The following is a 13,136-nucleotide window of genomic DNA, read 5'->3' on the forward strand; positions in this document are numbered from 1 at the left end:
GGAGGGCGCTCTCAGTCCGAGTGCTCCGCCAGCCGGTCGAGAAACGCCGCCTGCGCCGGCACGATCAGCTCCCGTGCCCGGTCCAGGCCGAACCACTCCACCCGGTCCAGCTCGGGGAACTCCTGCCTGCGCCCCGACTTCGGCGGCCACTCCATCTCGAAGGTGCCCGGGACCACCGTCGCCGGGTCGAGGTCCGCCTCGATCGCCCAGGCCGTGACGACCTTGCCGTTCGTCTGTTTGACCTCGCCGAGCGGGGCCGCCTCCCCGTCGGGCGGCGGCAGCCCCAGTTCCTCCTGGAACTCCCGGCGCGCCGCGTCCCAGGCGGTCTCGTCGGGCTCGTACTCGCCCTTGGGCACGGTCCACGCCCCGGCGCCCCGCCGCGCGAAGAACGGGCCGCCCATATGGCCGAGCAGCACCTCCGGGCCGTTGTCGGTGCGCCGGTACAGCAGCAGTCCGGCACTGCGCTTCCCTTTCACGGGGTCACCTCCGGGTGTGCGGCGAGCAGGGTCTCGACCGTGTCGGCCTCGGCGGGCGTCTTGTCCTCGCGGTAGCGCACCACGCGGGCGAACCGGAGGGTGACCCCGGCCGGGTAACGGGTGGACTTCTGCAGACCGTCGTACGCGATCTCCACGACGAGTTCGGGCCGTACGGTCACCACGTGGCCGCTGTCCTCGACGGCGAGCTCCTGGAGGCGCTCGGTCTGCCAGGCCAGCATCGCGTCCGTCATGCCCTTGAAGGTCTTGCCGAGCATCGCGAAGGAGCCGTCCGCGGCGCGGGCCCCGAGGTGCAGGTTGGAGAGCTTGCCGGTGCGCCGCCCGTGGCCCCACTCGGCCGCCAGAACCACCAGGTCGAGGGTGTGCACGGGCTTGACCTTCAGCCACGACGCACCGCGTCGGCCCGCGCTGTAGGGGGCGTCCAGGGCCTTCACCACCACGCCTTCGTGACCGCGCTCCAGCGTCTCGGCGAGGAATCGTTCCGCCAAGGGGATGTCCTCAGGGCCGTGGGCGAGGGCGCGCCGCACCCGCATCGGCTCGGGCACCAGTCGTGCCAGCTCCGCGTGCCGTTCGGCGAACGGCAGGTCCAGCAGATCCCGCCCGTCGACCGACAGCGCGTCGAAGAAGACGGGGGAGACCGGCACGCTCCGCGCGGCCGTGGCCACATCCACCCGCGAGCCCACCCGCCCGGCCGTCTCCTGGAAGGAACGCGGCCGCCCGTCCTCGTCCAGCGCGATCACCTCGCCGTCCAGGATGAACCGGGTTCCCCTCAACTCCATTGCCAGGGAGGCGAGTTCCGGCAGTCGGTCGGTGATGTCGTCGAGGGTGCGGGTGCAGATCCGTATGTCGTCGCCGACGCGGTGCAGCTGTACGCGGATGCCGTCGAGCTTCTCCTCGACGGCACACGCGCCGAGCTTTTCCACGGCCTCGGACACGGACCCGGCGGTGTGGGCGAGCATGGGCAGCACCGGACGGCCCACCGTGAGGCGGAAGCCGACCAGGGCCGCCGGCCCGCCCGTCAGCAGCGCCTGCGCCACCGTCTGCAGCGATCCGGCGAGCATCACCGCCCGCCGTACGTCCGCGGCGGGCGCGCCGGTCGCCGCGGCGAGCCCCTCGACCGCGACCGCGTCCAGCGCGCCCTGCCGCACCTCGCCGGTGAGCAGCCCGGACAGGAACCGCTGCTCGTCCTCGGTGGCCGCCGCCCGCAGCCCGTCCATCAGCCGCTTGCGCTCCGCCTGCGAGCCGGTCCCCGTGACCGCGCCGACCTCGGTCAGCCGGGCGTCCACGTCCCGCACCGTGAGCGAGGGCTCGGGCGCGGGCGGGACCGGCCCGCTCAGCAGCTTCCAGCCGATGCCGAGCCGTCCCTGGGGGAGACGGCCCGCCAGATACGGGATGACGATCGGCACGTCGTCCGCGTCGGCGTCCCGGAACAGCTCGGCGAGCAGGGCGATCTTCCGGGACCGCGCCGAGGCGGCGGCGACCTCCCGGGACACACGGGCGAGCCGGGCGAGCAGCATGGAGCCATGGTGCTACGAACGCTTGCCCAGTCTCCATCCTTCAGGGGGAGGTGTAGGGCATCTTCGCCCTCGCGGCCCCGAGGGCCGCAGAGCCATGGCACTAGCGCCTTGTCCGACACGCAGTTGTCGGACCTACCGCCGGACGGGCGGGAAGTCAGGCCTGTGGAGGTATGGAAAGACCGGTCCTCACGGACCGGCACGGCCGCGGGCCCCTGCCCTTCGGGCGGACGACGCTACTTTTGAAACACGCCCTGGGCGGCGTCGAGGTCGGCGAAGAGCAGTTCGCCGTTGAGCGTGGCCGCCGCCCGGTAGCCCGCGCCCGCGGCGTTCACGACCTGCTCGGCGAAGCCGATCGCGTTGCCCGCCGCCCAGACGCCCGGCACGGTCGTCAGACCCGTCTCGTCGACCACGGGGTAGGTGCCGAACGGCGTCTCGCGCAGTTCGGCGCCCAGTCGCTCGAACAGGTCGTTGCGGGGGACCGCGCGCGGCGCCACGAAGAGCGTCGAGCGGTCGTGGACGGTGCCGTCCGCGAGCCGGATCCCCGTGAGCCGGTCGTCCTCGACGACGAGACCCGCGACCTCACCGGGCACCACGACGACTCCGGCCGCGGCGAGCCGCCGTGTGTCGTCGGCCGTCAGCTCCTCCTCGGCGACCGTGTGCAGGAACAGGGTGACGTCCTTCGACCACTGGGAGACCATCAGCGCCTGGTGGACGCTCATCGGCGTGGTGGCCAGCACCCCGAACGGCTCGTCGCGCACCTCCCAGCCGTGGCAGTACGGGCAGTGCAGCACGTCCCGCCCGAAGCGCTCGGCGACGCCCGGGACCGTCGGGAGCTCGTCCGCCAGCCCGGTGGCGAGGATCAGCCGCCGCGCGCGCACGGTCCGTCCGGCCGCGAGCGTCACGAGGAACTCGCCGTTGTGCTGCCGGGACACGTCCACCGCCCGGTCCCGGACCAGCTCGACTCCGTACCGCGCGATCTCGCCGCGGCCCGCGGCGAGGAACTCCGCGGGCGGCATGCCGTCCCGGGTCAGATAGCCCTGCAGATGTGCGGCGGGCGCGTTGCGCGGCTCGCCCGCGTCGACGACGAGCGTGCGGCGCCTGGCCCGGCCGAGGACCAGCGCGGCGGACAGGCCGGCCGCGCCGCCTCCGACGACGACGGCCTCGTACCCCTCGGTCATGTCGGTCATGGTGACCACCTCCACCCGGAAGGTCCCGCGACCGGTGCCGCATTGACAAATGGCTTTGCCGAATCTGCAATATGGGTATGGGTATGGGTATGGGCATGGACGAGGGTGGGGATGACGGCTCCCGGACGGACCAGGTGCTGGCCGAGGTCGGGCCGAGGCTGCGGCGCATACGCAAGGAGCGGGGCGCGACGCTCGCGGGGCTGTCCGAGGCGACCGGTATCTCCGTGAGCACCCTGTCGCGGCTCGAGTCGGGGCTGCGCAAGCCGAGCCTGGAGCTCCTGCTGCCGATCGCCCGGGCCCACGAGGTGCCGCTGGACGAGCTGGTCGGGGCGCCCCCGGTGCGCGACCCGCGCGTACGCGCCCAGCCGATCGTGCGCGGCGGCCGCACCCACTGGCCGCTCACCCGGCAGCCCGGCGGACTTCAGGCGTACAAGGTGCTCGAACCGCAGCGCAAGCTCGAGCCGGAGCCCCGGACCCACGAGGGCTATGAGTGGCTGTACGTGATGTCGGGGCGGCTGAGGCTCGTGCTGGCAGACCACGACGTCGTGCTCGGTCCGGGGGAGGCCGCCGAGTTCGACACGCGGGTGCCGCACTGGTTCGGGTCGACGGGGGAGGGGCCCGTGGAGTTCCTGAGCCTGTTCGGGCCGCAGGGGGAGCGGATGCACGTCAGGGCGCGTCCGACCCGCTCGTGAGGGCGTGACGCAGATGACTGTTCCCTGATCGGCAAGCGACCGCTTAGTATGCGGTCGAGCCCGGTCAGACAGAGCAGTCCCGTGGAGGCCCCGCATGCAGGCATGGCAAGTGCACCAGCTCGGCGAGCCGAGTGAGGTGATGCGGCTCCAGGACGTGGAGCGACCGGTACCCGGTGCGGGGCAGGTCCTGCTCAAGGTACGCGCGGCGAACATCAACTTCCCGGACGCGCTGATGTGCCGCGGGCACTACCAGGTCAGGCCGCCGCTGCCGTTCACGCCCGGAGTGGAGATCTGCGGCGAGATGGAGGACGGGCACCGCGTGCTGGCCAACCCCGCACTGCCGTACGGCGGTTTCGCCGAGTACGCCGTCGCGGACGCCGCCGCCCTGCTGCCCGCGCCCGACGCCCTCGACGACGCCGAGGCGGCCGCCCTGCACATCGGCTACCAGACGGGCTGGTTCGGCCTGCATCGCCGGGCTCGTCTCGAAGCCGGCGAGACGTTGCTCGTCCACGCCGCCGCCGGAGGGGTCGGCAGCGCGGCCGTGCAGCTGGGGAAGGCCGCGGGCGCCACCGTCATAGGCGTGGTCGGCGGAGCCGACAAGGCGGCCGTGGCGCGCGAGCTGGGCTGCGACGTCGTGATCGACCGGCGTACCCAGGACGTCATCGCCGCCGTGAAGGAAGCCACCGGCGGCCGCGGCGCCGACGTGATCTACGACCCCGTCGGCGGTGAGGCGTACACCCAGTCCACCAAGGTCGTCGCCTTCGAGGGCCGCATCGTCGTCGTGGGCTTCGCCAGCGGCTCGATCCCCAGCCCGGCGCTCAACCACGCCCTGGTGAAGAACTACGCGATCCTCGGCCTGCACTGGGGTCTGTACGGCACCAAGAACCCCAAGCTGATCCAGCACTGCCACGAGCAGCTCACCGAGCTGGCCACGCGCGGCGCCATCAAGCCACTCGTCAGCGAGCGCGTCCCACTGAGCGGTGGCGGCGCGGCCGTGCAGCGGGTCGCCGACGGTGTCACGACCGGCAGGGTCGTCGTGGTGCCCTCTCTCGAGAACGGAGCAGCCGCATGACCGACGCAGCCGAACTGCGCGCCCGGACGAAGGAGTTGCTGGCGGCTCATCCGCCCGCGACGACGGACCGGACCGACTTCCTCAAGGCCCGCTTTGACGCCGGACTCGCCTGGGTGCACTACCCCGAGGGCCTCGGCGGCCTCGGCGCCCCGCGCTCCCTCCAGGCCGTCGTGGACGCCGAGCTGGAGGCCGCGGGCGCTCCCGACAACGACCCGCGGCGCATCGGCATCGGTCTCGGCATGGCCGCGCCGACCATCCTCGGCTTCGGCACCCAGGAGCAGAAGCGGGACTTCCTGCGGCCGTTGTGGATCGGCGAGGAGGTCTGGTGCCAGCTCTTCAGCGAGCCCGGCGCCGGGTCCGACCTGGCCGCGCTCGGTACCCGTGCCGTCCGTGAGGGCGACAACTGGGTGGTCAACGGGCAGAAGGTGTGGACCTCCAGCGCCCACCTCGCCCGCTGGGCCATCCTCATCGCCCGCACGGACCCGGACGTGCCCAAGCACCGCGGCATCACGTACTTCATCTGCGACATGACCGACCCCGGCGTCGAGGTGCGGCCGCTGCGCCAGATCACCGGCGAGGCCGAGTTCAACGAGGTCTTCCTCACCGACGTCCGCATTCCCGACGCGCACCGGCTGGGTGAGGTCGGCGACGGCTGGCGGGTCGCGCAGACCACGCTCATGAACGAGCGCGTCTCCATCGGCGGTATGCGCATCCCGCGCGAGGGCGGCATGATCGGCCCGGTCTCCAAGACCTGGCGCGAGCGTCCCGTACTGCGCACCCACGATCTGCACCAGCGGCTGCTGAAGCTGTGGGTGGAAGCCGAGGTCGCCCGGCTCTCCGGCGAACGGCTGCGCCAGCAGCTCGTAGCGGGCCAGCCCGGCCACGAGGGCTCTGGGATGAAGCTCGGATTCGCCCGCCTCAACCAGGAGATCAGCGGCCTGGAGGTCGAACTCCTCGGTGAGGAAGGCCTGCTGTACGAGGACTGGACGATGCGCCGGCCGGAACTGGTCGACTTCACCGGCCGCGACGCCGGCTACCGCTATCTGCGCTCCAAGGGCAACAGCATCGAGGGCGGGACCAGCGAGGTCCTGCTCAACATCGTCGCCGAACGCGTGCTGGGCCTGCCGTCCGAGCCGCGCGCCGACAAGGACGTCGCGTGGAAGGACCTCGCCCGATGACAACACAGAGCACACAGCCCGATCTGCTGTACTCGGAGGAGGAAGAGGCGCTGCGCGCCGCCCTCCGCGGCCTCCTCTCCGACCACTGCGACGCGGCGGGCGTCATCGCCCGCACCGAGTCGGACACCCCGCACGACCCCGAGCTGTGGAAGGTGCTCACGGACGCGATGGGTCTGGCGGGCCTGCTCGTGCCCGAGTCGCTGGGGGGCCAGGGCGCCACCCACCGCGAAGTCGCCGTGGTGCTGGAGGAGTTGGGGCGGGCGGTCGCGCCGGTGCCGTATCTGACGAGCGCCGTCGTCGCCACCGAGGCACTGCTGGCCTGCGAGGGCGAGGAGGCCGCCGGACTGCTGACCGCGCTGGCGTCGGGCCGGACGATCGGCGCGCTCGCCGTGGCGCTGTCCGTGGCCCCCGGTGGCGCCTACAAGGCCGTACGGAACGAGGACGGCGTCCTGCACGGGGAGCTGACCGGGATCGCGGACGCGGCGGTGGCCGACGTACTGCTGGTTCCGGCGGACGACGGCGGGCTGTACGCGGTGGACGGGGACGCCGTGACGATCACCCCGCAGGTGTCCCTCGACCTCACCCGGTCGCTCGCCACGGTCACCTTCGACGGAGTGCGGGCACGTCGCCTCGGCGCCGCCGAACCCGCCGTACGACGGGCTCTGCGCACCGGCGCCGGACTGCTCGCCTCCGAGCAACTCGGACTCGCCGACTGGTGCCTGACCGAGACGGTCCGCTACCTCAAGGAGCGCAAGCAGTTCAACCGGCCCGTCGGCGGATTCCAGGCGCTCAAGCACCGGCTCGCGCAGTTGTGGCTGGAGGTCGTCAACACGCGCGCCGCCGCCCGCGGTGCCGCTGACGCGCTCGCGACCGGCAGCGCGGACACCGATCTGTCGGTCGCCGTCGCCCAGGCGTACGCGGCACCCGTCGCCGTCCACACCGCCGAGGAGGCCCTCCAGTTGCACGGCGGCATCGGGATGACCTGGGAGCACCCCGTTCACCTGTATCTGAAGCGGGCGAAGGCGGACTCGATCGCGTACGGCACGGCGGGAGCCCACCGCGCGGCGCTGGCCGAACTGGTGGACCTGCAAGCCCCCTGACGTACCCCTTCCAGAGGCCCGCCCCACCAGGGGCGGGCCTCTTGGTGTGCCTAGGCCTTGTCGTCAAATTCCCGTCTGCCCTGCGACGCCATGCACGCTCCCCCACTGCCTGAAGGGCGTGGGAGGTGCCCCCACTCGCCGCACCGGGCACAGACCCGAGTACATCCAGTACGAGGGTCTGGCCGGCACGCCGAGAGCACGCACCTGACGCCGCCGGGCCCGCCCTCCGGGCGGACGACGGGAATTTGACGACAGGGCCTAGCGCGGGTGAAGTGAACGGGCAGCGGCGGTCCGGCCAACTCCCCTCGCAGCAGGGTCTGTCGGGCCTCCGAGGACCGCATACTCGCTGAGGTCCGTAGTGAACCGTTTCTCTGGACTGAGCAGGAGTGAGTCTGCTCAGCCGCACGCCCCGAACGGTTTTGGGCGGACTGGTCCCCGGCGTACTCAACCCCGGGGCGGCGACACGCATCCTGTGCGTGGTCCGGGCCCGGGAGGTCGGTTCCCTGCGCGACCTGGCCACATGGATACAGCCAGAGGCAACGGGGAGGCCCTGAACCATCACTCCGGTGGAGCAGGGGCCCCGCACGCTGGCGCCGCACCCGGCGTCCCAGATCACACGATCACGTTAACCCGGACGGCCCAGTACGCCGCAAGCCTGGAAGTCGACCGTCACACGATCGAGTTAAACCGCCCTCATGCGGGGGAGGAGAAGCACCGCGCGCGCCCTTGTCGCCCGCGTGAAGGCCAACCACGGCTCGGTCTACCGGGGATACCGGAGGCCCCTGCAACTCCTCATCGACATCAAGACCGAGGGCTCGTCGACCTACCTCGAACTCGACCGCCATCTGAGCCGGTACCCGTACCTGTTCACGACCTACGCGCACGGCCGTGTGCGCCCGGGGCCAATCACGGCGGTGATCTCCGGCGACCGCGCCGCCCGTACGCCCATGGAGGCGCAGAGCGTGCGGCGCGCCTTCTACGACGGCCGGCTCACCGACCTCGGCAGCGCGGCCCCCGCCTCCTTCATCCCGCTGATCTCGGACAACTGGACGCTCAACTTCACCTGGCTGGGCGAGGGCCCGTTCCCGGACGCGGAGCGCGTGAAGCTGCGCGGCATCATCGCGGAGGCACACCGGCGACGCCAGAAGGTGCGGTTCTGGGCCACGCCCGATCTGGCGGGCCCGGCCCGCGAGGCGCTGTGGGGCGAACTGCTGGCCGCCGACCTGGACTACTTCAACACCGACGACCTCGCCGGGCTGGAAGCCTTCCTCGACGCACACCAGTAGACGCACACCAGTAGACGCACACGAGTTGACGCCCTCGAGTAGACGCACGCGCGGATGTGCGAACGGGCGTGGACATCACACGTTCGGAGGACACGTCAGCCGCCCGGACGAACCCTCCGCTACGCGACACTTGCGGCCGAAAGCCGCGGTGTCGACGTGGCGGAGGAGGTTGACGATGGCCATTTCCATCTCTGTGGTGGTACTGCTCCTGATCCTCGCGGTGGTCTTCCTGCGCAACGGCGCGCTGAAGCCCTCACACGCGGTGGTCTGCGTACTGCTCGGCTTCTATCTGGCGAGTACCAGCATGGGGCCGACCATTCAAAACGGGCTCACCGCGACGGCGGACATCGTGAGCAGCCTGCGCCCCTGATGTTCGGGTCCAGATGCACGTCGGCCGTGTGTCAGCCGTGTGAGAACACGCCGATGCCGTTGGGGACCGGGCGTTCGGCTCCGTCGGAGGGGTGGTTGAGGACGCTCACCGCGCCCGCTCCCGGCTTCCGCGCGACCATGGTCGTGGAGCCGCCGCCGTCCAGGCTCAACGCGTCGACGGAACCCAACGTCCGCATGGTGTGCGCCACTTCGGCGATGGTCAGCCCGGTGCGGAACGCGGGCGCGCCGTCGAGGGCGAGCAGAAGCAGACGCCGCCCCTTGTTCGCGATGCCCACGGCGGTCCGTACGGCCGAGGTGGTGTCGTTGAGACCGGGCAGCGGCTGACCGTGGGTGAGGACCGGACAGCCGCCGATCGCGAAGCGGTACCGGATCCGGGTGCCAGCCGCGACGAGCCAGTGCTGAATGCGGACCGCCTGCCCCTTCACCAGCCCGCGCAGCCGCTGCGCACCCGCCTCACGCCCCACCAGCACGGTGGTGCCGGAGGCGATGGGACCGCTGCCGGGCGTGCCGGCCACCGACACGACGTGGCCGCGTCGGACCGTCACCTCGTAGGTGTCCGTGCCGCAGGGCGCGGCGCGGTCGATGTCGGTGCCGCAGGTGGCCCGCTTCCGGGAGACGCCGCCCCAGGCCGAGGTGAACGCGCCGATGGAACCCTGCGGCAGCGCGTACTGGTTGAGCCCCCCGAGCGCCCACCGCCCGCGGGAGCTGCGCACGGAGCCGTCGAGGGCCAGGCTGTCCAGCCGTGCCCGGCCGTCCAGGCCCACGCCGAGGACGTCCTTCGTGGTCGTGCCCGGAGGCAGGGCGGGACCGAAACGCTGACCGTCCGGGACCGCCGCCTTCAGAACGCGGCCGTTCGCGATCGCCGGGCCCACGGTCGCGCCCGTGGCCTCGACCCCCGGATGCTGGGTCTCGGTGATGTCGAAGAAGTCACCGTTGACACCCGCGAGGGCCCCCTGCGCCTCGGCCAGTCGGGAGACGGCCGCCCGGGAGGCCACAGCCGCCGAGTGGAGGAGATCGACCCGCACATGACGGTTGCTCAGATCGACGCTCAGCACGTGGGCGCGCGCCACGCCCCGGGCGGCCGGGACGTCCAACTCCTTGTACGTGATGCCCGGGGCGAGGGCCTTGTCCACGAGGACCTTCGCGGCGGCGGACGTGCCCGCGTCGGTGCCTTCCATGCCGCTGGCCGGTGCCGCCCCCACCAGGGCCGCACCGGCCAGCGCACTCCATGCCGTGAGAAGCGTCAGTACCGTTCTGAGTCGTTCGTCACGAGTTGTCACGGTTCCCCCTGATCTCACATCAACTGTCGTAGGACTCAGGGGGATTGCACCAGACCGCGACGGCCTCCGCAGGGCCTAGGCGTCGACGACGCGGGAACGGATGAGAAAACGCACTCCTTCGGGTGCTTCCAGAGAGAAACCGCTGCCGCGGCCCGCCACGACATCGACGATCAGCCGCGTGTGACTCCACAGCGCGTACTGGCTCTTCGACATCCAGAAGGTCACCGGTTCGTCGAGCCCCTCGACGTCCAGCTCGGCGAGCAGTACGTCGGAGCCGCCGGTACGGAACTCGCCCTCCGGGTAGCACATGGGCGCACTGCCGTCGCAGCAACCGCCGGACTGGTGGAACATCAGCGGTCCGTGGACCGCGCGCAGCCGTCGCACCAACTCGGCGGCCGAGGGCGTCAGCTCCACGCGCGGGGCGGCATCCGTCGTCTCCTGGTGGTCCATGGCGTGTCCTTGTCTTGACCCGCGGAAACGGGGGTAACCGCTCCGCGCGACGGTTGGTTGGTCCGGAGAACCGGTCCGGATCTCGCTGTGCGGCCGAATCGCCGGTCGTGGTGCCCAGCTAACTCCTGGCTTGGTTGCACCCAGGTTGCGTGGCACGGCCGCCCCTGACACCGGGACGACGTCCGCGGGCTGCTGCGGCGGGTCCTGGAACTGCATGGAGTTCCCGCCGTCCACGGCCTCCTGGCGCAGCATCCGGTGTCGGTCGCCGAGGGCAGCACCGCGCCGGCCAGGATGCCCTTGCTCCTGAGGTCGAGTCCGATGGCGAGCATCGCGCCCCGCAGCCCGAATTTGGAAGCCGTGTAGATCGGGGTCTCGCCCAGCGGGAAGATCCCGCCGAGGGAGACCGTGGTGACCACCCGGGCATCCCGAGAGGCCTTCAGCAGGGGGATCGCGATCCGGGTCGCGACCAGCGGGGAGGTCAGGTTGAGGGCGATCTCCCGCTCGATGCTCTCGACGCTGCGCACGTCGAAGCGTTCGGCGCTCGCATTCCGGCGGCCACCCGTGCGGCCCCGCCGCCCGGCACGTATGCACCCGCCGTTCGGCGAAAACTGACCCGCGCGGCCACAGACCGGACCTCAGCGGCCGTGCCACAGCCACGGCGTTCATCTGCGCGAAGACGTGGTCCTCGCCGACACCACCGTGATCATCGCGACGGGCATCCTGGCGCCCCTCATGCTGCCCGCCACGGACCTGCGCCCGTCTCCTGAGCCGGCCTTCGACCACGCCTGTGCCGCGGGCGAGCCTCCCATCGCGTCTACCTGGGTAAACTGAGGAGGGATACGCAGAGTCTTGAGGAGGAGCCGGGATGCCGCCGCACAGCCCTTCCGCGGCCGGGGTCCCGGACGAGGGCGACGGGCGGAGTGTGCCCCCCGTCCGGCAGGCGCTGTCGGACAGCGTGTACGAACGCATCAAGGCGATGGTCATGGACCATGAGATCGCCCCCGGCGCACGCGTGGGCATCGAGGCGCTGGCCCGGGCACTCAAGGTCTCGCCGACCCCCGTCCGGGAGGCGCTGGCCAGGCTGGAGTCCGATGGTCTGGTGGTGAAGCGCGCGCTGTCCGGATATCGGGCCACGCAGTTGCTGACCCGTCAGGGTCTCGACGAACTCTTCGAAATGCGCCTGCTGTTGGAACCCAGGGCGGCCGCTCTGGCTGCCGTGAACGCCACCGAGGCGCAGCTCGACGGCATCGAGCGGATCGTCGAGGAGATGCAGGCCCACCCGAGCCCGAACGGACGGTACGCGTCGTACCGCGACTTCGCCGCTCTCGACCAGCGCTTCCACGAAGCGATCGGACAGGCCGCGCACCGGCCGCTACTGGCGGACGCGGTGGAACGGCTCCACGCGCACCTGCACATCTTCCGGCTCAGCAAGGTCGTCGGCGCGGGGGGCCCGACCGTCGCGGAGCACGAACGCATCGTACGAGCTGTGTTGCGTCGCAACCCCGAGCGTGCGGCCGAGGCGATGACGGAGCATCTCACCCGCAGCCTGGAACGTCAGCGGGAGGACGGCGACGGGCCGCAGCCTGGAACGTCAGCGGGGTGACGGCTGCGAGTCCGCTGCCGTGCCGTCGATCCGGTAGACGCGCGTCGCGGTGGCGGACCACAGGGCCGTCCGTTCGGCCGCGGTGAGCGTGTCGGTGAGTGCGCGCGCGGAGGCGACGACCTCCGGGTAACCGGCCGCGAGTGTGCAGACCGGCCAGTCGGAGCCGAACATCAGCCGGTCCGCGCCGAAGGCCGCCAGGACACGGTCCGCGAAGGGGCGCAGGTCGGCCGTGGTCCATGACGCCCAGTCGGCCTCGGTGACCAGCCCGGACAGCTTGCACACGGTGTTCGGCAGCGAGGCCAGCCGCCCCAGCTCGGTGGACCAGGGCTCCAGTTCGCCGGAGGCGATGGCCGGCTTGCCCAGATGGTCCAGTACGAAGGTCAGTTCCGGCACCGCGGCGGCCGCCTGGACCGCGGCGGGGAGTTGGTGGGGGAGAACCACCACGTCGTAGACGAGGCCCGCGGCCGCCACGGCGCGCAGTCCCCGCAGCACATCGGGGCGGGTGAGCCACTGCGGATCGGCCTCCCCCTGAACCTGGTGGCGGATGCCGCGCAGCAACGCTCCGCCGGGAAGTCCACGCAGGCGGGCGAGTTCGTCGGCGACGCCGGGCGAGGTCAGGTCCGTCCAGCCGACGACGGCACCGACCAGGTCGCTGCCGACCGCCAGGGACAAGAACTCCGGTGTCTCCTCGGGCACGCCCACCGTCTGCACCAGGACGCCGGCGGCGACACCGGCCTCGCGCGCCTCCGCCTCGAAGTCGAGCAGCGTGAACGACCGTCGCAGCGGTTGGAGTTCGGGGCCGCTGATCCATTCCTGGTCGCGGACACCGAGGTCCCAGAGGTGGTGGTGGGCATCGATGATCTGCATGTGCTGTGCCTTACTCGTGA

The 13,136-nt window shown here is 71.6% G+C and carries 12 protein-coding genes and 2 pseudogenes; 7 read left to right on the plus strand and 7 right to left on the minus strand.

The features are described from left to right. Positions 1 to 11: 11 nt before the first annotated feature. From OG819_RS29360 to OG819_RS29370, 3 genes are all read right to left on the minus strand, one after another. The gene (locus tag OG819_RS29360; RefSeq protein WP_266622720.1) at positions 12 to 476 is read right to left on the minus strand and encodes an NUDIX domain-containing protein; all 465 of its coding nucleotides are present in this window, start codon (positions 474 to 476) and stop codon (positions 12 to 14) included. Continuing rightward, positions 473 to 2,011 carry an ATP-dependent DNA ligase gene (locus OG819_RS29365; RefSeq protein ID WP_266651572.1) on the minus strand — a complete coding sequence of 513 codons (1,539 nt, stop codon included), beginning with the start codon at positions 2,009 to 2,011 and terminating at the stop codon, positions 473 to 475. Before OG819_RS29365 ends, OG819_RS29360 begins: the two co-directional genes overlap by 4 nt. Positions 2,012 to 2,244: 233 nt before the next feature. Further along, positions 2,245 to 3,198, minus strand: coding sequence for an NAD(P)/FAD-dependent oxidoreductase (locus tag OG819_RS29370; RefSeq protein ID WP_266622718.1), 954 nt, complete (start codon positions 3,196 to 3,198; stop codon positions 2,245 to 2,247). A gap of 83 nt (positions 3,199 to 3,281) precedes the next feature. Between OG819_RS29370 and OG819_RS29375 the strand changes: the two genes are divergently transcribed. The 6 genes and pseudogenes from OG819_RS29375 to OG819_RS29400 all read left to right on the plus strand — a co-directional run bounded on the left by OG819_RS29375 (position 3,282) and on the right by OG819_RS29400 (position 8,896). Beyond that, complete coding sequence (locus OG819_RS29375) at positions 3,282 to 3,890, plus strand: XRE family transcriptional regulator (protein WP_266652877.1); 609 nt, start codon at positions 3,282 to 3,284, stop codon at positions 3,888 to 3,890. Positions 3,891 to 3,984: 94 nt separating this feature from the next. Beyond that, positions 3,985 to 4,962, plus strand: coding sequence for an NADPH:quinone oxidoreductase family protein (locus OG819_RS29380; RefSeq protein ID WP_266651573.1), 978 nt, complete (start codon positions 3,985 to 3,987; stop codon positions 4,960 to 4,962). After that, on the plus strand, positions 4,959 to 6,140 hold the full coding sequence (locus OG819_RS29385; protein WP_266651574.1) for an acyl-CoA dehydrogenase family protein: 1,182 nt from the start codon (positions 4,959 to 4,961) through the stop codon (positions 6,138 to 6,140). Before OG819_RS29380 ends, OG819_RS29385 begins: the two co-directional genes overlap by 4 nt. Beyond that, positions 6,137 to 7,240: an acyl-CoA dehydrogenase family protein gene (locus OG819_RS29390; RefSeq protein WP_266622713.1), complete on the plus strand. Its 1,104-nt coding sequence runs from the start codon at positions 6,137 to 6,139 to the stop codon at positions 7,238 to 7,240. Before OG819_RS29385 ends, OG819_RS29390 begins: the two co-directional genes overlap by 4 nt. Positions 7,241 to 7,971: 731 nt before the next feature. Further along, positions 7,972 to 8,526, plus strand: a pseudogene (locus tag OG819_RS29395) (hypothetical protein); the annotation flags it as partial. 175 nt (positions 8,527 to 8,701) lie between these two features. Continuing rightward, positions 8,702 to 8,896: a hypothetical protein gene (locus OG819_RS29400; protein ID WP_266417076.1), complete on the plus strand. Its 195-nt coding sequence runs from the start codon at positions 8,702 to 8,704 to the stop codon at positions 8,894 to 8,896. Positions 8,897 to 8,927: 31 nt separating this feature from the next. Here OG819_RS29400 and OG819_RS29405 read toward each other — a convergent pair whose 3' ends face one another. The 3 genes and pseudogenes from OG819_RS29405 to OG819_RS58640 form a co-directional block, all read right to left on the minus strand. After that, a complete protein-coding gene (locus OG819_RS29405) occupies positions 8,928 to 10,196 on the minus strand; it encodes a phosphodiester glycosidase family protein (protein ID WP_266622711.1) in 1,269 nt (422 codons plus the stop codon). 75 nt (positions 10,197 to 10,271) lie between these two features. Further along, positions 10,272 to 10,646: a DUF779 domain-containing protein gene (locus tag OG819_RS29410; protein WP_266417081.1), complete on the minus strand. Its 375-nt coding sequence runs from the start codon at positions 10,644 to 10,646 to the stop codon at positions 10,272 to 10,274. A gap of 174 nt (positions 10,647 to 10,820) precedes the next feature. Beyond that, a pseudogene (locus OG819_RS58640) lies at positions 10,821 to 11,188 on the minus strand (SDR family NAD(P)-dependent oxidoreductase); the annotation flags it as partial. Between the two features lie 323 nt (positions 11,189 to 11,511). Between OG819_RS58640 and OG819_RS29420 the strand changes: the two are divergent. Continuing rightward, complete coding sequence (locus OG819_RS29420) at positions 11,512 to 12,249, plus strand: GntR family transcriptional regulator (RefSeq protein ID WP_266622706.1); 738 nt, start codon at positions 11,512 to 11,514, stop codon at positions 12,247 to 12,249. On the opposite strand, the gene OG819_RS29425 is transcribed toward OG819_RS29420, so the two are convergent. Further along, positions 12,238 to 13,116 (minus strand): amidohydrolase family protein, encoded by an 879-nt coding sequence (locus OG819_RS29425; protein ID WP_266651576.1) that lies wholly within the window; start codon positions 13,114 to 13,116, stop codon positions 12,238 to 12,240. The two genes, OG819_RS29420 and OG819_RS29425, sit on opposite strands and share 12 nt — an antisense overlap. Between the last annotated feature and the right edge of the window lie 20 nt (positions 13,117 to 13,136).

Origin of the sequence: Streptomyces sp. NBC_01549 (genome assembly GCF_026339955.1) — a bacterium.
Classification (GTDB): domain Bacteria; phylum Actinomycetota; class Actinomycetes; order Streptomycetales; family Streptomycetaceae; genus Streptomyces.

What these genes read in the sequence shown, in the direction of transcription:
- OG819_RS29425 (WP_266651576.1), bottom strand. Translation starts at nt 13,116, where the DNA reads ATGCAGATCATCGATGCCCACCACCACCTCTGGGACCTCGGTGTCCGC.
- OG819_RS29365 (WP_266651572.1), bottom strand. Translation starts at nt 2,011, where the DNA reads ATGCTGCTCGCCCGGCTCGCCCGTGTGTCCCGGGAGGTCGCCGCCGCC.
- OG819_RS29400 (WP_266417076.1), top strand. Translation starts at nt 8,702, where the DNA reads ATGGCCATTTCCATCTCTGTGGTGGTACTGCTCCTGATCCTCGCGGTG.
- OG819_RS29390 (WP_266622713.1), top strand. Translation starts at nt 6,137, where the DNA reads ATGACAACACAGAGCACACAGCCCGATCTGCTGTACTCGGAGGAGGAA.
- OG819_RS29385 (WP_266651574.1), top strand. Translation starts at nt 4,959, where the DNA reads ATGACCGACGCAGCCGAACTGCGCGCCCGGACGAAGGAGTTGCTGGCG.
- OG819_RS29380 (WP_266651573.1), top strand. Translation starts at nt 3,985, where the DNA reads ATGCAGGCATGGCAAGTGCACCAGCTCGGCGAGCCGAGTGAGGTGATG.
- OG819_RS29370 (WP_266622718.1), bottom strand. Translation starts at nt 3,198, where the DNA reads ATGACCGACATGACCGAGGGGTACGAGGCCGTCGTCGTCGGAGGCGGC.
- OG819_RS29375 (WP_266652877.1), top strand. Translation starts at nt 3,282, where the DNA reads ATGGGTATGGGCATGGACGAGGGTGGGGATGACGGCTCCCGGACGGAC.
- OG819_RS29410 (WP_266417081.1), bottom strand. Translation starts at nt 10,646, where the DNA reads ATGGACCACCAGGAGACGACGGATGCCGCCCCGCGCGTGGAGCTGACG.
- OG819_RS29420 (WP_266622706.1), top strand. Translation starts at nt 11,512, where the DNA reads ATGCCGCCGCACAGCCCTTCCGCGGCCGGGGTCCCGGACGAGGGCGAC.